Raw genomic sequence first — 20368 nt, 5'->3', positions numbered from 1 at the left:
GCCGAGGTGTTTGATTTGCGCCGACGACGGCTAGATACCTGGTATGGGCAAATACCAGGTCGTGGTAGTCGGCACTGACGGGTCGGATACGTCGTTCCGCGCGGTCGATCGCGCTGCGGCGATTGCGGCCGAATCCGGGGCGAAGCTGATCGTGGCTTCGGCGTTCCTCGACGGGGATGGTGACCGGGGCGGCACGGACCCGGATCAGCTTCGTACCGTGGAGTACCGCACTCAGGGCAACGCACCTGTCTACGACATGCTGCGGGCCGCGGCCGACCGGGCCAAGGAGGCCGGAGCCTCCGACGTCGAGGAGCGCGCCGTGGAAGGCGTGCCGGTGGACGCGCTGGTGCAGTTGGCCGAAGACGTCAACGCCGACCTCTTGGTGGTCGGCAACGTCGGCGCCAATTCGATCGTCGGCAAGGTCATCGGATCGGTCCCGAAGGCGGTCGAACGGAAGGCGAAGACCGAGGTGTTAGTCGTCGAGACGGACGGCTGAGTTCCCAAACCCTGTGTGGCTGCGTACAAGTGGCAGGACGGCACTGGTCGCGAACCCGGCCGGGGCGGCGCACACCGCTGGTACGGCGTTGAGCACCTGCATGGCGGTGGCGACGCTGGCCGAGCGCACATGCTCGGCCATGTCGGCAGCCCGGGTGAAGCTGGCCAGCGCGAAGAAGTGGGCTCGCATGGATGGGTCGCCCTCGATGGTCAGCGTCCAGCCGTGCTCGGGTTTGGGCCAGTGCGGGGGATACTCGCCGCCGACCGTCCACAACGCCTCGATCTCGATCAGCGTCTCTCCGTCGCGCCGGCCCGACCATGTCCAGCGTTGACCGGCGGTGGTTCCGGCGCGCAGCAGATGCTCGAAGATTTGATGATCCTCCCGGGCGGGCACCGCGTCGACTTCCGTGACCACCTCGTCGATGCCGGCGTTCAACTCGTCGGCGAGGAACCAGACCTGATTCTCGAAGATCGAGCTGTTGAAGGCCAGGAATTCGCTTGCGGTGGGGCTGATCCGATCGACCGGCTGACCGAAAGCCATGTTGTCGAACGTGATCGAGGTGCTTTCGTACACCGACCAGTCCGCGCGCTCCTGCAGGGTGATCTTGTCGATGGTGCGGCTCATCCCGGACAGGGCCAGGGGCAGGACGCCCGACAGGTTGCCGGGATTGAGTCCGCTGCCGTGTATCGAGGTTCCGCCGGTCTTACACGCCGTCGCCAGCCGGTCCCGGTCGGCGGGCGGGATGCGGTGCGGGTGGAATAGAAAGGCCGTCGTGACAACGTTTTTGCCACTCCCCAGCAGGGCGCACACCTCGTCAAGGCGGGCCAGGCGGGGCGTGTACAGCACGCAATCGGCGTCGAGAGCCAGGATGTCGTCGACGTCGGTGGTGGCGGCGACGCCGATGGGATCCCGGCCGGCCAGGGTGCCGACGTCGACACCGTTCTTGTCCGCTGAATAGACCCGGGCGCCGACGATGCGCATGTCGTGGCGGTGATCGATGATGGCCGTGAGCATCTCACGGCCCACGGCGCCGGTGCCCCAGGCGATGACGCGGAGCATCTAGATCGCGAACCGGCCCGCGAACGCGCGCAGTGGCAGGTCGGCACTGGTGATCAGCCCTGGGGGAGCGGCGACCACCGACTTGATCGAGTTCAGGGCAGGCAACCCGGTGACTGTCATGCCGATGGATGCGAAGTTGTCCGGGTTCGACAGATCAACGCCGGGCTTGGGGAAGATCATGTGCTTGTTGTAGATGCACGGGTCGCCCTTGATCTGAGTGATGTAGCAGCCCTTGATATCCCAGCTGGGGTCGGTGTGCGGGGTCATCTGCCACTCCAGGTGCGTCTCGACCCGGGGAACGCCGTCCACCATGCCCTGGTACTTGATGTAGTTGCCGCCCAGCGAGCCCTTGGGCAGGGTGTACCAGCCCAGGTCGACGTCCTTGGTGCAGGCGCCGAGTTCGTAACCGAACTTCACCTCGTCGAGTTGCAGGTCGAAGCAGTCGGCCATCATCAGCACGCTGTCGGCGAAGACGCGGGTGTACTTCTCCAACTTTCCCGGGATGGACGGATCATCAACGGGCAAGCCGTAACCCACCTCGATCCAGGTGTCCTTGGAGTGATGGCACGACACGTCGACCGACTCGATGGTGGTGACATTCTCGATTTCGGCCACATCGGCCGAACACACCACGCCGAGGATCTGGTTGACGCCGGGGTTCATGCCCGTCCCGTAGAACGTCGAGCCGCCCTTCGCGCAGGCCTCGGCCAGTAGCTGGGTGACCGGTTTGCCTGAGTGGTGCGGATGGTTGCGGTCGCGGTGCCAGCCGGTGATCCAGTCCGCGGTGGTGACGATATTGATCCCGGCCTCAAGCACTTTCACGTAGAGGTCCTCGTCGGGGAACACGCCATGAAATGTCAGCACATCGGGCTTCGCGGCGATGATCTCCTCGACGCTGCCGGTCGCCGTGACGCCGTTGGGCGCCAGTCCGACCAGCTCGCCGACGTCGCGGCCGACCTTCTCCGGTGAGTAACAGTGCACTCCAACGAGTTCCAGGTCCGGATGAGCGGCGATGCGCTTGATCATCTCGGAGCCGACGTTGCCGGTGGCGACCTGGAAGACCTTGATCGGGGACGTCATGCGGGTGCCTTTCCGGAGTTGCTGAGTTCGGCGGCGGTGCCGCCCTTTCCATCGGGATAGAAATTCTTGGCCCAGTTGCGGATCGCGGTGAACCCCTCGTACTCCGCGTTCGCCAGGGCGGGTGGGTCGGAATAGCGCTGGTGCGACCAGATGTGCACGTCCTGGGAGAACTGCCGGATCACCTCCTCGCCGAACATGCGGGCCTTGGTTTCGGCGCGTTCGTCGTCCCTGCCGGTAACCCGGCCGATGTAGACCATGAACCGGACGTCGGACGTGCGCTCGTCGACCGGTGTGATCGCCGAGATGGTGCGGTTGTCGACCATGCCCCAGCTGCGGGTGACGGCCACCCCGAGTCCGCCGTTGATCGCCTCGACGCCGCTGCGGACATCCTCGATGCTCTGCTGGTCGTCACCTTCGAAGGTGATGGTGAAGTCGACGTAGGACACCGGTTCGTCGAAGTCGTGCCGGGTGAAGATCGGGACGATCGGCGTGTTGTGGACGTACTTGAAGTGGGCGAAGTCGACACCGTTCTCCAGCACGTACTGCGGGTGCAACTCCAACCCCGGTTGGAAGAGTCGTTGCTGCGGGTAGTAGTCGGCGCGCGAACGGCCGTCGCCGAAGTCGGCGAAGATGTCGGGTGCTTCGAAAAACGGTGCGCGGCTGTCGATGTCGTGCCAGATGTACACCGAGTCATTGCGCTCCACCACGGGATAGGTGCGTATGCGGCGCCCCTTGTTGGGACGGTCCTGATACGGGATGCAGACGTTGCGGCCCTGTTGGCTCCACTGCCAGCCGTGGAACGGGCATTGCAGCACCTCGCCGACAACCTTGCCGCCGTAGCCGAGATGGGCGCCCAGGTGCTCGCAGTAGGCGTTCATCACCGTGAGCCGACCGGAGTCGGCGCGCCAGGCGACCAGTTCCTGGTCGAAGTACTTCATGGTGTGAACAGCGCCGACGCCGATCTCGTCGGACCACGCGACCTGAAACCAGCCGGTGGGTTTCATCGACAAAGGCGGCTTCGCCATGCATGCGGTCCTCTCGATCCGATCATCAAGCACTCTATGAAAAAGTCATAGATGAGTCAACGAAACCGCGTTTCGCGCGTTACGATGCGGCACATGGCAGTGGCGGACAGCGCGAATCGCAGAGCCAACAAACGCGGGTTGGCCACCCGTGAGGCGATGCTGCACGCCGCCGTGACCGCGCTGGCCTCGGGAGATCCCGGCGCGGTGTCAGCGAATCGGATCGCCAAACAGATCGGGGTCACCTGGGGCACAGTGCAATACCAGTTCGGGGATGCCGACGGGTTCTGGGCGGCGGTGCTGCACCACACCGCGCAGCGGCGGGCCAATGTGTTCGCCAACCCCGATACCGGGGCGTCATTGCAGGAGCGGGTCGCCGAGATCATCGACACCCTGTATGACGGACTGACAGCGCCCGACTCGCGGGCGATCGAGAACCTGCGCGCCGCGTTGCCGCGAGAACCCAGCGAGTTGGATCGGCTCTACCCGCGCACCGCGGCGGAATTGCGGTCGTGGGGCCAGGGTTGGCACGCGACGTGTCAGAAGGCGTTCGCCGATCTGCAGGTCGATCCGCAGCGCGTCCGCGAGATCGCGACGCTGATCCCGGGTGCGATGCGCGGCCTGGTTTCGGAACGGCAACTCGGCAGTTACGCCGACCTCGACGAGGCGCGGCGGGGGCTGACCAACGCGATCGTGGCTTACTTGGGGGAATCGACCGGGTCGGTTCGTCGAGCGTGTCCGTAGGGCGGGAGTCTGGCCCGATTCTTGACCGTGAGAGCACGCTCGGTGACTCGGGGAGCCGGTCGGGGCGCCCGCGGGTTCAATAGACAGGGTGTGGGGTACCAAAGCTGGTGTGAATGTCGTGGGTTCTGCAGCACGCGCCGGGCTCAGGCTGGCTCCGGGCCTGGTGTCGCTGTATCGACGGACGGGCGCCGACGTGCCGTTCGGGGATCCGGTCCCGTCGCACGGCACCGAGATGGAGGGCTGGTTCTGGCGGCTGTCCGACTGGGACGAGGGGCGCGTGGTGGTGGCTCTGTGCAGCGCGAACCGGCAGTCCGACGGCGACTGGTCGACGGCTGCGATCGCGCTGCACCCCGGTGGGGTGGTGCGTTCTGCCGCGGTCGAGGGTGTGACGGCGAGTCAAGCGCGGTTCAGCGTGCAGGCGGAGTCGGACGGGAACGTGATCGACGCGAGCACAGAACGCCTGCGGATGGTTCTCGGCGACACCGCGGTCGACCTGAAGTTTCACGATCCCTATCAGTGGCCCAAGCCGTTCGGCGGCGGAGGAGTGTTCTCCTCGGTACCGTTCCTCAACCAGTACTGGCACCCGTACCGACTGGGTGGCAAAGCCTCCGGCACCGTGACGCACCAAGACCAGCTTTGGGAATTCACCGACGCCGCGTTGTACTGCGAGCGAAATTGGGGAGCCGGCTTTCCGCTGCGGTGGTGGTGGGGACAGGCGCACGACTTCGGCGACGACGACGTCTCGGTGGCGTTCTCCGGCGGTCTGCTCGAGCTCGGTCCCCTCAACCGGGATGTCACAGGAGTCGTTGTGCGACTTGGTGATCGGGTCCTACGCATCACTCCGCCCGCCTTGGTGTCGTCCAGCTGCGACGTGCGGCGGTGGCACATCGACGCCCGCACCCTGCGGTACCGCGTCGAACTCGAGGGCCATGGCACACCGGACGGGCCGCACGTGTTGCCCGTGCCTCTGCCGGCCGAGCGCCGCAACATCGACACCGACTACGAATATCTGGCCGGCACGCTGCACTGCCGGGTGCGGGAATGGGGTCGCGTGATCTTCGAGGGCACTTCGACATTGGCCGGCCTCGAGGTCGGCAGCCGGCCCCCCTCATGAGCGCAGTGATGAGCCGATCGGCGCGCAGCCCGGTACGCTGCAACGCCATGAGGCAGACGCCATGAGCGCGGGTCTGTTCGGCCTTCTCGACGACGTGGCGACGCTCGCTCGGCTGACCGCCGGCTCACTCAACGGCGTGGGGCCCGCGGCGGGACGCGCGACGGCGAAGGCCGCCGGAGTGGTCATCGACGACACGGCGGTGACGCCGCAATTCGTCGACGGAATCTCCGCCGAGCGTGAGCTGCCGATCATCAAGCGCATCGCGCTGGGATCGCTGCGTAACAAGCTGCTGTTCATCCTGCCCGGTGCGATGTTGCTCAGCCAGTTCGCGCCGTGGCTACTCAGCCCGATCCTGATGCTCGGCGCCACGTACCTGTGTTACGAAGGCGCCGAGAAGGTTTGGAGCAGCCTGCGCGGTCACGACGGCGAAGACGAGCAGCCGGAGAACGAGCGTCATGTAGTGGCCGGCGCAATCCGCACCGATTTCATCCTCTCCGCCGAGATCATGGTGATCGCGCTCAACGAGGTCGCGAGCCTGGCGTTCGTGCCGCGACTGGTGATTCTGATCGTCGTTGCGCTGGTGATCACGGTCGCGGTCTACGGCGTCGTCGGGGGCATCGTGAAGATGGACGACGTCGGTCTGCACCTCGCCAAGACCTCGCCCCGGGTCGGCAGGGCGGTGGGCCGTGCCCTGGTGACCGGGATGCCCAAACTGCTGGCGGTGCTGTCGGTGGTGGGGACGGTGGCGATGCTGTGGGTGGGCGGACACATCCTGCTGATGGGCGCCGACCACCTGGGCTGGCACATGCCTTACGGCCTGGTGCACCACGCTGAGGAATGGGCCCATCACGCGGTGCAGGGAGTGGGTGCCGTCCTGGGCTGGTTGGTCAACACCGCGATGTCTGCGGTGGTCGGATCGGTGGTCGGAGCGCTCGTCCTGGCCGTCGTGAACGTGTTTCAGCGGATTCGGCGGTCACGCTCGAAGGCCTAGCCTTGCGGACGCCGGCGATCCCAGATCCGTTGTGTCTGTTGGCTCACCGACCCATCATGTGTCTGTTGAAAGTTGCGTCCGCCACGCCGGAAGGTCGCGATCACCGCGGCGGGCACCTCGGCTTCCAGCAACGGCTCATCCAGCCAGGAGCACGGCCGCACATGCACCAAATCGACGGCCACCGCGTCGTCGTCATCGTCGCGGAAGTACGGCCCGTCGAGGCGACCGAGCCAGAACAGGCCATCCTGGTCACGGGTCCACACGAATGACCCGTCGGCCGCGGCGGCGAAGCGGTCGACCCGAGCGGCCAGACGTTCCGCTTCGGCCGGGTTGCGCACCTGCTGTCCGAAGCCGCACCGGCCCAGCCGGCGGGCGCGCCCGATGGTGGCTCGCGGATCGATGCTGTCGTCGCGGGAGCGCAGGGGAGCGCGGTAGACGTCGGCCATGTCGCTCATTGTGCGGGATATGCTGTTGCCGGTGTCCACCTTCAAGCGCTACCTCGTCATCCAGGCGATGGTGTTTGTGTGCGGCATCGTCGGCCCGATCTTCTTGATCATCTTCTTTTCCGCACCAACAGATCCGCAGATGAAGTGGGCGTACTGGTGGGGCCTGTTCATCACCTACATCGACATCATGATCGCGATCGGAATCACGGCCTCCACCAAGGAGAATGCCCCCGCTCAGGTGCCGCAGAAGGTTCGGTAGACGCCGAAATCCGTCGGCGCGGGCGATGCGTACCGTTCGAATCCGGGCCGCTCGGTATACGGCGCGCGGATCGCGTCCAGGAGCCGGCCGAACGGGGCCAGATCGCCGTCGGTCGCCGCTGTCAGCGCCTCCTCGACGAGGTGGTTGCGCGGGATGTAGATCGGGTTCACCCGGTCCATCGCGTCGGCGTCCGGTCCCAGGGCCCGCCAGCGTTGCACCCAGTTGTCGAACTGCGCGGGGTCGACGAACTGTCCACGCGCAGCTTCGTCGTCGCCGCGGGCGGCGCGGGCCAGGTGGCGGAAGAACGAGGTGAAGTCGACGTGGCTCTCCTGCAGCATCGGAAGCAATTCGTCGAGCAGCGGCAGCACGGCATCCACGTTGGTGGGCACGCCGAGCTTGGCGTGCATGCCCGAAAGCCACGCCGAGTGGTAAGCATGAAAACCGTCGAATGCATGCTCTATCAAGGCAATCGACTCGTTGACGTCCTCTCCGAACAATGGCAGCAGCGTCTCGGCGAAGCGTGCGAGGTTCCAGGCGGCGATCGTCGGTTGATTGCCGTAGGCATAGCGGCCCCATGCGTCGATCGAGCTGAAGACGGTGTCGGGGTCGTAGGCCTCCATGAACGCGCACGGCCCGTAGTCGATGCTCTCGCCGGAGATCGTCATGTTGTCGGTGTTCATCACCCCGTGGATGAAACCGACCATCATCCAGCGCGCCACCAGCGACGCCTGAGCGGCGACCACCCCTTCGAAGAGCGCGAGGTAGGGGTTCTCGGCGCTCGCCGCCTCCGGATGATGGCGGGCGATGGCATGGTCGGCGAGCCGGCGCAATAGATCGAGATCGCCTGTGGCAGAGGCATATTGGAAGCTACCAACTCGGAGATGACTGCTCGCCACCCGGACCAGCAGCGCGCCCGGCAGCATGATTTCGCGGGCCACCGGTCGTCCGGTGGCCACCACGGCCAGCGATCGCGTCGTCGGAATCCCGAGTGCGTGCATGGCCTCGCTGACGATATATTCGCGCAGCATCGGACCGGTGGCGGCTAAGCCGTCGCCGCCGCGGGCGAACGGTGTGCGCCCGGAGCCTTTGAGGTGGATGTCGCGCAGTCGGCCTTCGGCGTCGGTGAGCTCACCGAGCAGCAGGGCGCGCCCGTCACCCAGTCGGGGCACGTAGCCACCGAACTGATGCCCGGCGTAGGCCTGGGCCACCGGCGCAGCACCCGCGGGGACCAAGTTCCCCGTCAGGAACCGCAGTCCATCCGGACTGCGCAGCCAGTCGGCGTCCAAACCGAGGTCGGCGGCCAACGGGTCGTTGAGCACCAGCAGCCGAGCCTCTGGCGGCACGTCGGCCTGCCAGGAGACCGCCATCTCGGGCAACTCGCTTGCGAAGCGATTCTGCAGGGCGATCGTGGTGTCGGGAGTAACGCTCACTTGTCACACACTACGGAGAATCACCCGTCCTCGTTGGTGGCCAAACCTTCCGGCGGAGGCGTGGAGTACGCCGGGTAGGCCGGCGGTGACACGATGCTGTCGTCGCCGCTTTCGTCGGGACTTTCCGGGTCTTCCGGTGTTTCGGGGTGGCTCATGTATCTCCTAGCTGACGGAGTGTTTGATCAAGTCGCGCGCGCGATCGAGCATCGACGCGAACGGGCCGACGGCGAAATTCAACTTGGCCGATTCCACGCCGGCGTGCGGCCTCGTCGGCGCGATGGCCTCGGCGAGTTTCACCGCCGTTCCCATCCGCTTGAGTTCCTCCGGGCCGATGTCAGCCTGCAACTGCTCGAATTCTTCGAGTTCCTCGTGTTCGGCGTGAGCCAGCACGGCCTCGCGCAGCGTGGTGAGCTCGTCGATGAATTCTTCTGAGGTGATGTCAAGGCTTTCGATTTTCGACAGCAGTTCCTTGGCGGAGTGCTCTTCGGCCAGCAGGCTGTCGACGATCGCTTCGCCGGAATCGACTTCGCGCCGGGCGCGCGGGTGGACGAACATCTCCTCCGCGGTCTCATGCACGGCGAGAAGCTGTCGCAACTCGATGAACGGCTTCTCGCGGGCTTGCGGGTCGGAAGCGAGCAGGACCTGGTCGAACATGTCCTCGATCAGGTCGTGCTGGGCCTTGAGGAAGGCGATCACTTCTTCGGGTGTTTCAACAATCATTTCGGACATACCAGAAAACCTCCGGTGCGGGGGCTCGGAAACTGCGGGCGGGGGGCTGTGCACCGCTTGTCGGCGCATACCCGGGCAACTGGGCGCTAAAACGCCAGCCGGTGGGCGACCAGGCGTTCCACCTCGTCCGTGTCATACGGCGCGCGCAGGCCGAGGATCAGGTGCTCGGCGCCGGCTTCGGCCAGCGCCGCCATAGCCTCGGGGTCTGCGCGCTCGATCCACACAGTGCGCTCGATCTCCCGCGGGTCGCGCCCGATTTCTTCACACCACCGATCGATGACCTGATTCTTGGCTCGGATGGTGGCGGCGTCGCCGTAGCCGTTCCACATGTCCGCGTGCTGGGCCACCAGACGAAGCGTGCGGCGTTCCCCGTTTCCCCCGATCAATATCGGCAGTGGGCCGATCGGCCCCGGCTGTAACAGGCCCAGACGCCGGCGGATGCGGGGGAGCGTCTCGGCGAGCAGGTCGAGCCGTTGCGCGGGCGTGCGCACCGGGTAGCCGTATTCCTTCTCGTCCTTGTCCATCCAGCCCGAGCCGATCCCCAGCACCGCGCGGCCCTCCGAGAGGTGATCCAGGGTGCGGGCCATGTCGGCCAGCAGGTCGGGATTGCGGTAGCCGCAGCCGGTGACCAGCATCCCGATCTGGGACACGTTCGACGCGGTGACCGCCATCGCGCCCAGAATCTGCCAGCCCTCGAAGTGGGCTTCGTCGGCGGCTCCATAGAGCGGCGGGAAGAAGTGGTCCCACGTCCAGAGACTGTCCACCCCGAGTTCGTCGACGGTCTGCCACGCCGCCCGCAGGGCGGCCATCGTCGTGTTCTGCGGATGAATCTGGACGCCGACCTTCACGGTGTCAAGCATGCACCCCGGCGGTTGCGCTCCGCGGCGGGAACCGTCGCCGCAGGGCCAGCGACACGTAGACGAGGGCGACCAGGACGGGTACCTCGATGAGTGGTCCGACGACGCCGGCAAGGGCTTGCCCCGAGGTGGCGCCGTAGGTGGCTATCGCCACGGCGATGGCCAATTCGAAGTTGTTGCCGGCGGCGGTGAAGGCCAGCGTGGTGGTGCGTTCGTAGCCCAGGCGCAGCGCGGCGCCCAACGCGTAGCCGCCGCCCCACATGATGGCGAAATAGGCCAGTAGCGGCAGCGCGATACGGGCGACATCCGCGGGGCGGCTGGTGATCTGTTTCCCCTGTAGCGCAAAGAGAATCACGATGGTGAACAGCAATCCGTAGAGAGCCCAGGGCCCGACGCGGGGCAGAAAGCGGGTCTCGTACCAATCGCGGCCCCTGGCGCGTTCACCGAGCCGGCGGGACAGGTAACCGGCCAGCAGCGGGATGCCGAGGAAGATGAGAACGGATTTGGCGATCTGCCACGGCGAGGTGGAGATCGTGGTTTGGGACAGACCCAGCCAGCCGGGCAGCACGGACAGATAGAACCAGCCGAGCACGGCGAACATGAGCACCTGGAAGATCGAGTTGAGCGCCACCAGGACCGCGGCCGCCTCGCGGTCACCGCAGGCCAGGTCGTTCCAGATGATGACCATGGCGATGCAGCGGGCCAATCCGACGATGATCAGGCCGGTGCGATATTCGGGCAGATCGGGCAGCAACAACCAGGCGAGGGCGAACATCAGCGCCGGTCCGAGCACCCAGTTGAGCAGCAGGGAACTGACCAGCATCCTGCGGTCGGCGGTGACCGTGTCGAGGCGGTCGTAGCGCACTTTTGCCAGCACCGGATACATCATGATCAGCAGGCCCAGGGCGATCGGCAGCGAAATCCCGTCGATTTGAACCTTCTGCAGAGTGGTGTTCAGCTCTGGTATCCACCTGCCGAGCAGCAGGCCCGCGGCCATGGCGACACCGATCCATACCGGCAGGAACCGATCGAGGGTGGAGAGTTTGGCCACCACCGGTTGTTCGGATGCTGCGGTCACGTCGCTCATGCAGGTGCTCCTGGAATGCTCGTGATTTTCTGGTCCTGGCGTGGGATGCCGGCACGCAGGAGCTGATGGGTGGTGGCTGTGGCGGTTCTCAGCCACAGCCGCAACAGATGTCGCCTGAGCGCGGGGTCGTCCTCGTCGGTGTAGGCCTCCCGGGAGTGCAGGACGACCGCGTTGTTGAGCAGTTGAACGTCGCCCGGCTCGAAGCGCATCTCGATATGGAAGGCCGGATCGTTGGCGATGTCCTCGACGAGATCCAATGCCGCGCTTTGACTCTCGGTGAGCCGGGGGGCGTCCGGGTGGCGTTGGGAGTCCCGGATGTACCAGGCAACGAAGAACAGTCGCGGCATCCCGTCGATGTCGGTGATCGGGGGCAGCTCGAAGAACGGCGACTCGCCGGCGCCCTGCTCTTCGTTGCGGTCCCACGGCATCGACTGATACATCACGTCGACCAGATGCGGCGCACGGCGCAGCATCTCGTTGTAGACGGCGTGCGCGCTGACGATCCTGGACTCACCACCGGTCTTGGCCGGGTGCAGGCACAGCAACCCGACGAGGTCCGAGCCGTCGCTGTGGAAGTCCTGACGCAGGTTGGTGCGGTACTTGCGCACGCCCGGCGCGGCGGGTTGGCGTTCGTCCCGGATGTGCGTGAGGACGTTGGCGTCGCGGTCCTGGCCGACCGGCTCGCCCAGCAGTCCGCCCAGACCGAGGTAGGCTCGCTCGGTCTGGGCCGCGGTGAGCGCGTCGATGGGGAATCGCCGCAACCGCACGAAACCGGGCCCCTGGGTGAGCAATTCGGCCCAATGCCGGGCTCCGTTGCTGAGATGACGCGCTAAATCCGCGATTTCGCCACCGCGTCCATAGTCGATCAGCGCCTGCCGATCCGCGGGGGAGAGATCGAATGACCAGAGCGCTTCGTCGGGGAACTCTCCGGGCGTCCACACCGAGGGCGCCCGGACCGGCGCCCTCACTGCGCCGCGGCCTGCGCGCCGCAGCAGGGGGCCTGCTCGTCAGCGGCTCCGAAGAAGGTCTGCGCATCGGCCAGCTTGGTGTAGATCTCCCAGCGGTGCCCGCCCGGGCCGTTCACCCACACCTTGTCCTGGGTGGCGAAGCAGCACGTGGTGCCCATCTCCTCCTCGGTGAACAGGCCCTCGCCGGCCAGGCGGGCGATCTCGGCGTGCACCTGATCGCTGGATTCCACTTCCATCCCGAGGTGGTTGAGCGTGCCGCCCTGGCCCGGATTCTCCAGCAGGACGAGCTTCAGCGGCGGCTCTTCGATCGCGAAGTTCGCGTAACCCGGTTTGACCTTGGCGGGCGAGGTGTTGAAAAGCTTGGAGTAGAACGCGATGGCGTCGTCGATGTCATCGACGTTGAGTGCCAACTGAATACGGGACATGGGGCGCCTCCTGGCAACCTTTACGACATATGTCGAACTCATCTGATGGGCATTAGCATGCCACTTTTTCGATATATGTCAAACCCTATGGCATGATGGGTTCATGCCCAAGGCCCTGCCGGTGATCGACATCTCCGCGCCTGTGTGCTGCGCACCGGTCGCCGCAGGAGTGATGAGCGACGACGACGCCCTGCACGTGGCGCTCCGGCTCAAAGCGCTGGCCGATCCGGCACGGGTGAAGATCATGTCCCTGCTGTTCGGCGCGACCGGGGATGGATGCAACAGTGGGCAGTTGGCTGCGGCGATCGGCGTCGGCGAATCCACGGTAAGCCACCATTTGAATCAATTGCGAAACGCCGGCCTGGTCGAGTCGACCAGGCGTGGCACCAACGTATATCACCGTCCGCACCGCGCCGCGGTGGCCGCACTGGTGATGGTCCTGGACCCGGACTGCTGCTCCTAGAACAACTTTCGGTGATCTGCCCGGTCGGGTAGCAACTCGGCGATGAGGTCTTCGACGCGGGCCCTGATCTGATCGCGGATGGGCCGCACCGCCTCCACGCCTTTGCCGGCGGGGTCCTCGAGCACCCAGTCGCGGTAGCTCTTGCCGGGAAAGAACGGGCAGGTATCGCCGCAACCCATCGTGATCACCACGTCCGAGTCCTGCACCGCGTCGGCGGTCAGAATTTTCGGATTCTCGGCGGAGATGTCGATGCCGACCTCGGCCATGGCCTGCACGGCGGCGGGATTGACCGCATCGGCCGGAGCACTGCCTGCCGAGCGCACCTCGATGGCGTCGCCGGCCAGCGCTGCGAGGAAGCCGGCGGCCATCTGGGAGCGGCCGGCGTTGTGGATGCAGACGAACAGAACGGACGGTTTGGCACTCATTGCTCTCAACCTAACGCCGGCGCGTGCCGTGCGGGAGGCATCCGAGATACTCGGTGGGTGACGGGAATCGGCGTATGACGGGTCATCCGAAACTCACGCTCTATCTGCGCAACTTCGGTGACGGCCCGGACGTGGACTGGACGCCGACGCTGAAGGTGGCCGGCGCCATGGACGCCGTCGGCGTCGATCGCGTCGTGGTGTCCGACCACGTGGTGTTCGGTGAGAATCTGGACGCCTACGCCGATCCGGCGGTAGGGGGCACCACCGGTGGTAGACAGCCGACCGGCCCCGACGGCCAATGGCTGGAACCGCTCATCCTGCTGACGGCTATCGCCGCGACCACCACCCGTATCCGGCTGGGAACCTCGGTGTTGCTGGCCGCGCTCAGACGGCCGGCCGTGCTGGCCAAACAATTGGCCACCATGGATGTGTTGTCAGGTGGGCGGATCGATCTCGGCGTGGGAATCGGCTGGCAACGCGAGGAGTACCAGGCCGCCGGACTGCCCTTCGAGCGCCGTGGCCGCCTGCTCGATCACACGTTGGGGGTGTGCCAGACGCTGTGGACGCAGCAGCGTGCCAGCTACGACTCTCCGGAGCTGTCCTTCGACGGCATTCATCAGATGCCAAAGCCGTTGCAGCCCAATGGTGTTCCGATCTGGGTCAGCGGCACCGTCAACTCCGCCGTCGCGCGGCGGCTGAGCAGGTTCGGCATGCGCTGGATTCCGTGGGGACCGGCGATCACCGACCTCGGCAGCGCCGTGCCGGCGATGAAACGTGCGATCGCTGACACCGGTGCAGATCCGAGTGGTCTCGAGGTTCAGGGCTCGGCGGCCTTGGTGAAGGGCTCCGATCGAAGAATCGATGTGCGTGCCTCGGTGGCGGTGGTTCCGCGCATTCTCGCCGACGGCGCCACCGACATCCGGTTCTCGGGGTCCCTGCCCTCAGATCCGGATCAGGCCCAGGAGGTATTGGCGGAGCTGGTCAGTGCCTTCCGCGCGATCACCGGCTGATCAGATAGCGGCGACCAGCTTGCTGTACTGGGGGCAGTAGGCGCGGACGGAGATGGCGACGAAGTCTTCGGCGTGCACAGCGAAGTCCGGGCTGCTGGACCGGAACTGCGCGACCACTTCTTGCACCGTCATGCCCTGCCCGATGTTCTGGCACACCGTCTTGCCGTTGAAGACGGCGGCTTCCGGGTTGGCGAACTGGATGCCTTTCTCGTTGAGCGAGGCGATGTACCGGCTGTCCTGGTCCGCGGTGGACGAGACGGTGGTGGTAGCCGGCGCGGTGGTGGTCACCGGCGCGGTCGTGGTCCGCGCCGGCTCTGCGGCTTTCTCGGATGTGTTGTTCTGGTGCATCAGCCAACCCGCGACGACGATCACGACGGCCAGGGCGAGGCAGACGAGCAGGACGGTGGCGGCCCGGGTCCACGCGGTGGTCCAGGACTGCTCGACGTCGTCGGGCGGTGCGGTGGGATTCGCCCGGCTGGCCGGGGCTGCCGGGGCGTCCTGGATGTCGGGGAGTTCGTTACCGCTGGACCAGGCCAGGTTTGCCGAGTCTGCCGTTTCGCCAGCGTTGTAGTCGGCGCCTCCGACCCGGTCGACCATGGGGGTCATGGTAGTCGGCGCGGCGCGTGTCAGGTCAGGTGGCGGTTTCGCCAGCGGGTCAGGCGGCCACTCGGCGCCTTAATCGCCGCCATCACCGAGCCCATCGACGACGCGACCGACTTCGCGTGCTCCTGCGGTTGTGCGGCGGGAACCGGCGGTGCATCGCCCACCCACCAGGTCGGCGCCAACAATGCCGATGTCACCGGGATCGCCCGCTCGACGCTGGCGCTTCCCCACCGGTAGGCGCGATCGATCGCGGTGGCCGACGGGGCCAGGTTGATCGGCGACAGGGTCGGCTCGAAGCGGACCAGGTGGTCGGCGTAGGGCAGATTGCGCAGCATCTGCACCTGTATCGCCTGCAGGATCGGGGCCAGCCAGAGGTGTCGCGAATCCCATTGCGGGTGAAAACAATCGAAGGCGAGATAGCAGGCGTTGCGGGTGCCGAGCTTGCCGTCGCGGACCCGTTTCCACGCCAGTTCGACCGGCACGTTGCTGGCCGCCCCGCCGTCGACCAGGGCCGCGATCTCCCGCTCGGCGAACAAGTCTTCCAGCAGTGGCAGCATCCGGGCGTCACTTGTTTCGTGATGCAGCACGCCGGGGATGGCCGAGGAGAACGATGCCGCGTCCAGGACGTCGAAGTCGAGTGCCGGATCGTCACCTGAGATCACGATCGGCTTGACCACCCGCAGGTCGATGAACGCCGACACCTGCCACATGCGCGCCGCCACCAACGGCCCGATCCCGATGGGCCGGAAAGGAATTGAGCGCAATTGCAGCGCCGCCAGCTCGGGCCGGCGGAACCTGGAGGGCAGCGCCGCATACGGCTGCCGGCGCACCCCGGCAACCACCACGTCGAACGGAATCGCGAGGTCCGACATGCGCAGGCGCTCGCCGTCTTCGGTGCTGAGCAGGGTGTGCGCGAACCGGTCGAAACGCAACGTGAACAGACCGGCCATGCCGTGGCGGCGCCGGACCCGTTCCGGCCCGAGGATGGCGCGATAGGACACCGTCTTCGCCCACGCCACGTACTCCTCGATCGGCACCGGCAGCTCGCGGGCCACCAAACTGCCCATGATGGATCCGAACGACGAGCCGATCATGTAGTCGGGTACCTGGCCGGCCTCCAACAATCGCGCCACGCCGCCGATGTAGACGAAGCCCGCGCCACCGCCGCCGCCGAGCACGGTGACGAGCTTCTTGAAGCCCACTTCGGCGTCCAGTTCGGCGGCCGAGAAGTCATTGCGGTGCCGGTCGATGAGCACCTGGCGCTGGTCGTCCTGATCCTGGGCCAGGCCCCCCAGCAGTTCACGGGCCGCCGTCAACGCCTTGACCGGATCGGGTTCCTCGCGCAACGGTACGAACAACGCATCGACGACCCTCGAGCGCCACGGCCCGATCTCCGCGCCCACCGAGATGTCACCGCGGCCCCGGCTGCCGCCCGGGCCGGCGGCGCCGGGTTCGAAGTCGGCGAGCCGGGCGAAATTCAGGATGTAGCGCAGTCTGCGCAGCTGCTCGTCGCTGAGCACATCGGGATTGGCCAGGTGATTGCGCACCAGCCGGTTTTCCATTTTCTGCAGCAGCAGGGCCGGGTCCGCCGATGGCAGGTCGACGGTGTCCAACGCGGCATCGGTCGCTTTGGTCTCGAGGTCTTCGAGGTCTTCGAGGTCTTGAAGGTCCTCGGCAGCCGGCGTGAGATCAAACTCGGGCACGTGGCGTCCCCTGCCAGGTCCGAAACGGGCGCGCAGCACGTCGGCGAACGGGATCTCCATGAGGAACCACCCTCTCATGGGTGGCTCCGGGTGCGATTACCGTCCGGGTACGGGCACCGTGGGCATCGCGGTGGTACCCGGCCAGCAACCCAGCGGGCTGATGCCCTTGTTGATTGCCGCGGTGATGCAGTTCTGCACAACCACGTTGGGGTCGTTGCTGATGGAGCGGGACAGGATTTCGTTGGCCTTGGCCTGGGCTTCCGCGGTGCGCTGGGACTCCACTGCGATCGAGGTCTGGGCGCGCTGCTGATTGAGCTGGTTGATCTTGTCCTCGGTGCCCTGGTCGTACTGGATGGTGGGCACGTTGATGTCGAAGATGTCGACCTGTCCGCCCACGTCCTGGCGCATCAGGTCAGCGGCGCGCTTGGCGAGATTGGGCAGCGGAGAGACGTCGAGGTTCTGCGGGTCCAGCGGATTGAACGCGGCGAACACCTCGTTGAGCGCGACGGACAGGTTCCGCTCGATCAGGTTGACGCGCACGTTGTCGAATGTCTTGTACTGCTGGAAGAGCTCGGGGGCGGCGTGTTGTTTGAGCTGCCAGCGGATGCTCACGTCGGCCCAGGCGGTGGACTGGTTGCCCAGTCTGACCATGATGCGCTCGTCGTGATTGCCGTCCTTGACGTACTTGTCGATCTGCACCGCACCGTCCATCTGATGCGTCATCTGCCACGGCCACTTGCCGTGGAATCCGTTGTTCAGACTCACCCCGGTGGGGCGCCCGAAGGTGGTGACGATCGCGATCTGCCGGGTGCCCACGATCGTGAAACAGCCCAACAGGAAGAACAGGACCGCGCCGCCCAGAGCTCCGAAGACCGCCGTCCTGCGACGGCTGCGGGCTTTGTCGTCGCGACTGAGCAGCAAACCAAGGGCCGCAACGCCGGCCACGATGAGGCTCACGACGAACATCACGATCTGCCACGTCATCCCAGACTCCTTCTCCTGTGGTGTGGGAAGACTCTAAGCTGCCGCCATGGCCATCGATCGTGCCGCTCTCATCGCGGGCAGTATCCGACTCGCTTCAGGGATCTCCTTCCTCGTCGACCCCGACCGTGCCAACCGGCTGTGGGGCACCCCGCACCAGCCGGACGCGCAAGCACGACTGCTGTTGCGCTCTATGGGATACCGAGACGCATTGATCGGCGGGCTGCTGGCCACGGCTGCGCTGCGTGGCAGAAACACCCGCGGGTGGTTCTTGGCGTCGGGTGGAGCGGACGCGGCCGACCTACTTGGCGGTATGAGCGTGCATCACGACTTGACGCGCTCCCAACAGGTCATCGGCCTCGGCGGCGCGATTGTCGGTGTGGGCGTTGGGCTTTGGGGCGCGGCACGCCCGGCGAAGCGGGTTCCGCAGGTGGCCGTCGACGCCTAACTCCAACGCCTAACTCCAGGGGCCGATGCCGCCGACCTTGTCGATGCGGATGCGGGTGAGGAATCCCGGCGGCGCACCGGCCGGCGGGAACACCTGCGGGTCCGACAACGTCTGCGCGAGCTCTTTCAACAATTCCGGCGCACCACCTTCGACGATGCGCGCCGTCCCGTTGATCGCGAGGTACGGCCGCATGTCCCCGTGCGGGTCGCCGGTCGAGACGATCGTGACGGCAACGCGCGGATCGTTGCGGACGTTGCGCACCTTCTTGTGTTCGGCCAGGTGCGCGGTGACGAGTTCGTCGCCGTCCGGTGTGGACTGCAGCGCGACCCACACCAGGCTCACCTGGGGACTGCCGTCAGGATTGAGGGTGACCAGCGTGGCGTCGGCGCCGTTGCCGATCAGTTGGCGTGCCGCGTCGTTGAGCTTCATGCGTTGTTCTACCGCCCAGGTCAGGAATTAATTCCCATAGCCGGGTCTTCTTGCCAGAGTGAACCCGAGGAGAGGGACGAAAATGCGCTACGGAATTCTGACATTCATCACCGACGAGAGCATCCGCCCGACCGAGCTGGGCCCGGCGCTCGAAGAGCGGGGCTTCGAATCGCTGGCGGGTCCGCTGGAGGAGTTGCGTGCGGTCGCCGGTCCCGATGTCCCGGTGACGGTGTGCCAGTGGGGTGAAGCCACCGCGCAGACCCTGGAGGGTTACGCGCCGCTCGGAGTGGAGCGTGTCCTACTCAGGTTGGACACCGCGCCACGCGACCAGTCGCTGCGCCAGCTGGACGAGTTGGCCGAGCTCGCGCGGTTGACGTGAGGCATCAGGGAAAGACGATGCGCAGCCTTTCCCACCCGCGCACCGTCGAGGTCGGCGCCAGCTTGAGGCTGTCGTAGTCGACGTCCCATTCAGGCCAGCGGTTCAGCAGTTCGTCGAGCGCCACCCTGCCCTCCAGGCGTGCCAGATTCGCGCCCAGGCAGTAGTGGACCCCCTTGCCGAAAGTGAGGTGGGAGATGTTGTCCCGGTGCACGTTGAATGTGTCAGGATCCTTGTAGCGCAACGGATCCCGATTCGCTGATCCGAAGAGCAGTAGCATAGCGCTGCCCGCCGGCACGGTGGTGCCGTATGCCTCGAAGTCGCGGATGGTGTAGCGCGCGACGTGCGGGCCGGTCGGCTCGAAGCGCAGCGTCTCGTCCACGGCGCGCGTCAGCAGGGACCGGTCCCGCTCGACTTCCCGGCGCTGGTCGGGGTGCTCGGCGAGCACCTTGGCCAGCCAACCGATCAACCGGCCCGTCGTCTCGTTACCGGCGCCGGCAACCACCTGCGTGTAGTGCAGCACCTCCTTGCGGGTGAGCTTTCTCGTCACGCCTGTTTCGTCCTCGAACTCGACGTTGAGTAGTGCGGTCATCAGGTCGTCCGAGGGATTCTTGGCGCGCCAGTCCACGTAGTCGGCGTAGATACGCCCGTCGGCAATCGAGTCCGGATCGGCCACCTTCATCGGGGTGCCGGGTTTGGTCCGCAGGTTGGCGTCGTTCGCGTCGCGCACCCCGATCTGGTCGTCCTCCGGGATGCCCAGCAACATGCCGATGACACGCATTGGCATCATCGACGCGAGTTCGGCGATGATGTCGAAACCGTCCGAGCCCACGAGGGGATCCAGGCACCGGACGCAGTAGGCCCGGATCTGGTCCTCGATCGCCGCCATCCGGCGCGGCGTGAACACCCGCGACATCACCCCACGCAACATGGTGTGCGTCGGCGGGTCCTCGAACATCATCACGCCCGGAGGCATGGGGAACTTGGACTGGATCAGCTCCAAGATGTCACTTCGACTGTTGGAGAACGTTTCCCAGTCCGACAGCGCCTTCTCGACGTCGGCGTGGCGGGAGATCGCCCAGAAGTTATACCGCTCGTTGTAATACAGCGGGGCCTCGTTGCGCAGCCGGGCGAAGGTGGGGTACGGGTTGGCGGTGATGTTGACGTCGTACGGGTCGTAGTAGACGTCGGTCTCCGAAGTGATGGTCACGACAGGTCCTTTC

General features: G+C 66.0%; 24 protein-coding genes and 2 pseudogenes. 9 read left to right on the top strand and 17 right to left on the bottom strand.

Translation table 11 applies throughout. From position 1 onward, the window contains the following. Positions 1-43: 43 nt before the first annotated feature. Complete coding sequence (locus QXK92_RS11385) at positions 44-496, top strand: universal stress protein (protein WP_306241726.1); 453 nt, start codon at positions 44-46, stop codon at positions 494-496. On the opposite strand, the gene QXK92_RS11380 is transcribed toward QXK92_RS11385, so the two are convergent. The 3 genes from QXK92_RS11380 to QXK92_RS11370 are packed head-to-tail and all read right to left on the bottom strand — an operon-like array spanning position 473 to position 3660. Next, positions 473-1555 (bottom strand): dihydrodipicolinate reductase, encoded by a 1083-nt coding sequence (locus QXK92_RS11380; protein WP_306241725.1) that lies wholly within the window; start codon positions 1553-1555, stop codon positions 473-475. The genes QXK92_RS11385 and QXK92_RS11380 overlap by 24 nt on opposite strands. Then, positions 1556-2635: a dihydrodipicolinate reductase gene (locus QXK92_RS11375; RefSeq protein WP_306241724.1), complete on the bottom strand. Its 1080-nt coding sequence runs from the start codon at positions 2633-2635 to the stop codon at positions 1556-1558. It lies immediately after the preceding gene. Then, positions 2632-3660: a Rieske 2Fe-2S domain-containing protein gene (locus tag QXK92_RS11370; protein WP_306241723.1), complete on the bottom strand. Its 1029-nt coding sequence runs from the start codon at positions 3658-3660 to the stop codon at positions 2632-2634. The genes QXK92_RS11375 and QXK92_RS11370 overlap by 4 nt, the downstream gene beginning before the upstream one ends. A gap of 93 nt (positions 3661-3753) precedes the next feature. Here QXK92_RS11370 and QXK92_RS11365 point away from each other — a divergent pair, with 93 nt between their 5' ends. The 3 genes from QXK92_RS11365 (at position 3754) to QXK92_RS11355 (ending at position 6506) form a co-directional block, all read left to right on the top strand. Further along, positions 3754-4401, top strand: coding sequence for a TetR/AcrR family transcriptional regulator (locus QXK92_RS11365; RefSeq protein WP_306241722.1), 648 nt, complete (start codon positions 3754-3756; stop codon positions 4399-4401). Between the two features lie 109 nt (positions 4402-4510). Next, positions 4511-5515 carry a tocopherol cyclase family protein gene (locus QXK92_RS11360; protein WP_306241721.1) on the top strand — a complete coding sequence of 335 codons (1005 nt, stop codon included), beginning with the start codon at positions 4511-4513 and terminating at the stop codon, positions 5513-5515. Positions 5516-5576: 61 nt separating this feature from the next. Further along, complete coding sequence (locus QXK92_RS11355; RefSeq protein ID WP_306241720.1) at positions 5577-6506, top strand: DUF808 domain-containing protein; 930 nt, start codon at positions 5577-5579, stop codon at positions 6504-6506. Here the strand turns inward: QXK92_RS11355 and QXK92_RS11350 are convergent. Then, complete coding sequence (locus QXK92_RS11350; protein ID WP_306241719.1) at positions 6503-6952, bottom strand: GAF domain-containing protein; 450 nt, start codon at positions 6950-6952, stop codon at positions 6503-6505. The genes QXK92_RS11355 and QXK92_RS11350 overlap by 4 nt on opposite strands. Between QXK92_RS11350 and QXK92_RS11345 the strand changes: the two genes are divergently transcribed. Beyond that, the gene (locus tag QXK92_RS11345; protein WP_306241718.1) at positions 6951-7211 is read left to right on the top strand and encodes a hypothetical protein; all 261 of its coding nucleotides are present in this window, start codon (positions 6951-6953) and stop codon (positions 7209-7211) included. The genes QXK92_RS11350 and QXK92_RS11345 overlap by 2 nt on opposite strands. On the opposite strand, the gene QXK92_RS11340 is transcribed toward QXK92_RS11345, so the two are convergent. From QXK92_RS11340 to QXK92_RS11310, 7 genes and pseudogenes are all read right to left on the bottom strand, one after another. Then, the gene (locus tag QXK92_RS11340; protein WP_371934550.1) at positions 7187-8578 is read right to left on the bottom strand and encodes a YdiU family protein; all 1392 of its coding nucleotides are present in this window, start codon (positions 8576-8578) and stop codon (positions 7187-7189) included. The genes QXK92_RS11345 and QXK92_RS11340 overlap by 25 nt on opposite strands. An 83-nt stretch (positions 8579-8661) precedes the next feature. After that, entirely contained in the window at positions 8662-8796 is a 135-nt protein-coding gene (locus QXK92_RS11335) for a hypothetical protein (RefSeq protein ID WP_306241716.1), read from the bottom strand. Positions 8797-8803: 7 nt separating this feature from the next. Then, positions 8804-9370 carry a hemerythrin domain-containing protein gene (locus tag QXK92_RS11330; RefSeq protein WP_306241715.1) on the bottom strand — a complete coding sequence of 189 codons (567 nt, stop codon included), beginning with the start codon at positions 9368-9370 and terminating at the stop codon, positions 8804-8806. A gap of 86 nt (positions 9371-9456) precedes the next feature. Beyond that, on the bottom strand, positions 9457-10218 hold the full coding sequence (locus QXK92_RS11325; protein WP_306241714.1) for an LLM class F420-dependent oxidoreductase: 762 nt from the start codon (positions 10216-10218) through the stop codon (positions 9457-9459). Positions 10219-10240: 22 nt separating this feature from the next. After that, positions 10241-11314, bottom strand: a pseudogene (gene arsB / locus QXK92_RS11320) (ACR3 family arsenite efflux transporter); the annotation flags it as partial. After that, positions 11311-12282, bottom strand: a complete 972-nt coding sequence (locus QXK92_RS11315; RefSeq protein WP_306241713.1) for a TauD/TfdA family dioxygenase — start codon at positions 12280-12282, stop codon at positions 11311-11313. The gene QXK92_RS11315 and the pseudogene arsB, both read right to left, overlap by 4 nt. Then, positions 12279-12707, bottom strand: coding sequence for an ArsI/CadI family heavy metal resistance metalloenzyme (locus tag QXK92_RS11310; RefSeq protein WP_306241712.1), 429 nt, complete (start codon positions 12705-12707; stop codon positions 12279-12281). Before QXK92_RS11310 ends, QXK92_RS11315 begins: the two co-directional genes overlap by 4 nt. A 103-nt stretch (positions 12708-12810) precedes the next feature. Between QXK92_RS11310 and QXK92_RS11305 the strand changes: the two genes are divergently transcribed. Further along, a complete protein-coding gene (locus QXK92_RS11305; RefSeq protein WP_306241711.1) occupies positions 12811-13170 on the top strand; it encodes an Rv2640c family ArsR-like transcriptional regulator in 360 nt (119 codons plus the stop codon). Here the strand turns inward: QXK92_RS11305 and QXK92_RS11300 are convergent. After that, positions 13167-13595 (bottom strand): arsenate reductase ArsC, encoded by a 429-nt coding sequence (locus QXK92_RS11300; RefSeq protein WP_306241709.1) that lies wholly within the window; start codon positions 13593-13595, stop codon positions 13167-13169. The genes QXK92_RS11305 and QXK92_RS11300 overlap by 4 nt on opposite strands. A 74-nt stretch (positions 13596-13669) precedes the next feature. On the opposite strand from QXK92_RS11300, the gene QXK92_RS11295 reads away from it, so the two are divergent. Next, a complete protein-coding gene (locus QXK92_RS11295; protein WP_306241708.1) occupies positions 13670-14605 on the top strand; it encodes a TIGR03619 family F420-dependent LLM class oxidoreductase in 936 nt (311 codons plus the stop codon). On the opposite strand, the gene QXK92_RS11290 is transcribed toward QXK92_RS11295, so the two are convergent. From QXK92_RS11290 to QXK92_RS11280, 3 genes are read right to left on the bottom strand one after another with little or no spacing between them, the layout of a single operon-like run. Beyond that, complete coding sequence (locus tag QXK92_RS11290) at positions 14606-15202, bottom strand: DUF732 domain-containing protein (RefSeq protein ID WP_306241707.1); 597 nt, start codon at positions 15200-15202, stop codon at positions 14606-14608. A 29-nt stretch (positions 15203-15231) separates the two neighbouring features. Next, positions 15232-16971: a patatin-like phospholipase family protein gene (locus QXK92_RS11285; protein WP_306241706.1), complete on the bottom strand. Its 1740-nt coding sequence runs from the start codon at positions 16969-16971 to the stop codon at positions 15232-15234. Positions 16972-17007: 36 nt separating this feature from the next. Further along, complete coding sequence (locus QXK92_RS11280) at positions 17008-17895, bottom strand: SPFH domain-containing protein (RefSeq protein ID WP_306241705.1); 888 nt, start codon at positions 17893-17895, stop codon at positions 17008-17010. A 46-nt stretch (positions 17896-17941) separates the two neighbouring features. On the opposite strand from QXK92_RS11280, the gene QXK92_RS11275 reads away from it, so the two are divergent. Next, entirely contained in the window at positions 17942-18340 is a 399-nt protein-coding gene (locus QXK92_RS11275) for a DUF4267 domain-containing protein (RefSeq protein ID WP_306241704.1), read from the top strand. Positions 18341-18349: 9 nt separating this feature from the next. Here QXK92_RS11275 and QXK92_RS11270 read toward each other — a convergent pair whose 3' ends face one another. Continuing rightward, on the bottom strand, positions 18350-18769 hold the full coding sequence (locus QXK92_RS11270) for a PPOX class F420-dependent oxidoreductase (RefSeq protein WP_306241703.1): 420 nt from the start codon (positions 18767-18769) through the stop codon (positions 18350-18352). A 166-nt stretch (positions 18770-18935) separates the two neighbouring features. Between QXK92_RS11270 and QXK92_RS11265 the strand changes: the two are divergent. Then, positions 18936-19148: pseudogene (locus tag QXK92_RS11265) on the top strand (LLM class F420-dependent oxidoreductase); the annotation flags it as partial. Between the two features lie 4 nt (positions 19149-19152). On the opposite strand, the gene QXK92_RS11260 reads toward QXK92_RS11265, so the two are convergent. Then, the gene (locus tag QXK92_RS11260; protein WP_306241702.1) at positions 19153-20355 is read right to left on the bottom strand and encodes a cytochrome P450; all 1203 of its coding nucleotides are present in this window, start codon (positions 20353-20355) and stop codon (positions 19153-19155) included. Positions 20356-20368: the final 13 nt, after the last annotated feature.

Source organism: Mycobacterium sp. TY815 (assembly GCF_030755135.1).
Taxonomy (GTDB): domain Bacteria; phylum Actinomycetota; class Actinomycetes; order Mycobacteriales; family Mycobacteriaceae; genus Mycobacterium.
This window is presented reverse-complemented; position numbering and strand designations above follow the sequence as displayed.

What these genes read in the sequence shown, in the direction of transcription:
- QXK92_RS11385 (WP_306241726.1), top strand. Translation starts at nt 44, where the DNA reads ATGGGCAAATACCAGGTCGTGGTAGTCGGCACTGACGGGTCGGATACG.
- QXK92_RS11380 (WP_306241725.1), bottom strand. Translation starts at nt 1,555, where the DNA reads ATGCTCCGCGTCATCGCCTGGGGCACCGGCGCCGTGGGCCGTGAGATG.
- QXK92_RS11375 (WP_306241724.1), bottom strand. Translation starts at nt 2,635, where the DNA reads ATGACGTCCCCGATCAAGGTCTTCCAGGTCGCCACCGGCAACGTCGGC.
- QXK92_RS11370 (WP_306241723.1), bottom strand. Translation starts at nt 3,660, where the DNA reads ATGGCGAAGCCGCCTTTGTCGATGAAACCCACCGGCTGGTTTCAGGTC.
- QXK92_RS11365 (WP_306241722.1), top strand. Translation starts at nt 3,754, where the DNA reads ATGGCAGTGGCGGACAGCGCGAATCGCAGAGCCAACAAACGCGGGTTG.
- QXK92_RS11355 (WP_306241720.1), top strand. Translation starts at nt 5,577, where the DNA reads ATGAGCGCGGGTCTGTTCGGCCTTCTCGACGACGTGGCGACGCTCGCT.
- QXK92_RS11345 (WP_306241718.1), top strand. Translation starts at nt 6,951, where the DNA reads ATGTCGCTCATTGTGCGGGATATGCTGTTGCCGGTGTCCACCTTCAAG.
- QXK92_RS11350 (WP_306241719.1), bottom strand. Translation starts at nt 6,952, where the DNA reads ATGGCCGACGTCTACCGCGCTCCCCTGCGCTCCCGCGACGACAGCATC.
- QXK92_RS11340 (WP_371934550.1), bottom strand. Translation starts at nt 8,578, where the DNA reads ATGGCGGTCTCCTGGCAGGCCGACGTGCCGCCAGAGGCTCGGCTGCTG.
- QXK92_RS11335 (WP_306241716.1), bottom strand. Translation starts at nt 8,796, where the DNA reads ATGAGCCACCCCGAAACACCGGAAGACCCGGAAAGTCCCGACGAAAGC.
- QXK92_RS11330 (WP_306241715.1), bottom strand. Translation starts at nt 9,370, where the DNA reads ATGTCCGAAATGATTGTTGAAACACCCGAAGAAGTGATCGCCTTCCTC.
- QXK92_RS11310 (WP_306241712.1), bottom strand. Translation starts at nt 12,707, where the DNA reads ATGTCCCGTATTCAGTTGGCACTCAACGTCGATGACATCGACGACGCC.
- QXK92_RS11305 (WP_306241711.1), top strand. Translation starts at nt 12,811, where the DNA reads ATGCCCAAGGCCCTGCCGGTGATCGACATCTCCGCGCCTGTGTGCTGC.
- QXK92_RS11300 (WP_306241709.1), bottom strand. Translation starts at nt 13,595, where the DNA reads ATGAGTGCCAAACCGTCCGTTCTGTTCGTCTGCATCCACAACGCCGGC.
- QXK92_RS11295 (WP_306241708.1), top strand. Translation starts at nt 13,670, where the DNA reads ATGACGGGTCATCCGAAACTCACGCTCTATCTGCGCAACTTCGGTGAC.
- QXK92_RS11290 (WP_306241707.1), bottom strand. Translation starts at nt 15,202, where the DNA reads ATGGTCGACCGGGTCGGAGGCGCCGACTACAACGCTGGCGAAACGGCA.
- QXK92_RS11285 (WP_306241706.1), bottom strand. Translation starts at nt 16,971, where the DNA reads ATGGAGATCCCGTTCGCCGACGTGCTGCGCGCCCGTTTCGGACCTGGC.
- QXK92_RS11280 (WP_306241705.1), bottom strand. Translation starts at nt 17,895, where the DNA reads ATGACGTGGCAGATCGTGATGTTCGTCGTGAGCCTCATCGTGGCCGGC.
- QXK92_RS11275 (WP_306241704.1), top strand. Translation starts at nt 17,942, where the DNA reads ATGGCCATCGATCGTGCCGCTCTCATCGCGGGCAGTATCCGACTCGCT.
- QXK92_RS11270 (WP_306241703.1), bottom strand. Translation starts at nt 18,769, where the DNA reads ATGAAGCTCAACGACGCGGCACGCCAACTGATCGGCAACGGCGCCGAC.